Raw genomic sequence first — 1,161 nt, forward strand, 5'->3', positions numbered from 1 at the left:
GGCAGTCCCAGTGTTCCCGGTAGCCCCAGTGTCGCCAGCAGGTCCGGTGTTTCCAGCAGGTCCRGTGTCACCGGCAGTCCCAGTGTTCCCGGTAGCCCCAGTGTCRCCAGTAGGTCCAGTGTTTCCAGTAGGTCCAGTGTCRCCAGTAGGTCCAGTGTYKCCAGYAGGTCCAGTGTTYCCRGTAGRTCCAGTGTCACCGGCAGTCCCAGTGTTCCCGGTAGMYCCAGTGTCACCGGCAGTCCCAGTGTTCCCGGTAGCCCCAGTGTCGCCAGTAGGTCCAGTGTTTCCAGTAGGTCCAGTGTCACCAGTAGGTCCAGTGTTYCCGGTAGRTCCAGTGTCGCCGGCAGTCCCAGTGTTCCCAGTAGGTCCAGTGTTGCCAGCAGTCCCAGTGTTCCCAGTAGATCCAGTGCTACCAGTAGGGCCAGTAGGAAAAGGGAATAAGGAAGGAGGTGGAAATGTAGGTCCAATGTGCTCGGGGTTAAATGAATTTGATAATGGAACTTTATTATTTTTTTTGTTAAAAGACAATGTATTCCCCCCTAATGAAAAGCATAGTACATTATAAACAAAAAGTATGAAAATAATGAGTAATAAAGTTAAGAAGGTTTTACATATAAGTGGGTTGCGATTTGAATGTAAATGATTTTCATGGGAAAGGGTTGAATGTTATGACTACAATATTTTTCGTTCGGCACGCTCACTCTACATATACAAAAGAAGAAAGTGTACGGCCGTTATCTGAAAAGGGGAAGCTTGATGCTGAGAATGTAACAAATTTATTAAAAGATAAAAATATTGATGTCGTTATTTCTAGTCCGTACAAAAGAGCGATTCAGACCGTTCAAGGAATTGCGAATACATATAATYTATCAATACAACTGGAAGAAGATYTACGRGAAAGGTTATTAAGTAAAGAGCCAGTARMAGATTTTAATGGCGCTATCCAGAGAGTATGGAAAGATTGGAATTTTGCATACGAAGGCGGAGAATCGAATGAAGTAGCGCAAAGGCGTGCTGTAATATGTATGCAAAGTATATTAAGAAAATATAAAGGTAAGAATATTGTAATAGGTACTCATGGGAATATTATGGTATTACTAATGAATTATTTTGATTCGAAATATGGTTTTCAGTTTTGGAAAACCCTTCATATGCCTGATG

General features: G+C 43.1%; 2 protein-coding genes. One reads left to right on the forward strand and one right to left on the reverse strand.

The window, feature by feature from the left end:
- On the reverse strand, positions 1–528 hold a 528-nt coding region (locus AC1DJR_RS30680; protein WP_477004334.1), incomplete at its 3' end, for an exosporium leader peptide-containing protein.
- A 140-nt stretch (positions 529–668) separates the two neighbouring features.
- Between AC1DJR_RS30680 and AC1DJR_RS30685 the strand changes: the two genes are divergently transcribed.
- Positions 669–1,161, forward strand: a 493-nt coding sequence (locus AC1DJR_RS30685; protein ID WP_477004335.1) for a histidine phosphatase family protein, incomplete at its 3' end; no start/stop codon positions are given.

The organism is Bacillus sp. 05T31, assembly GCF_056396725.1.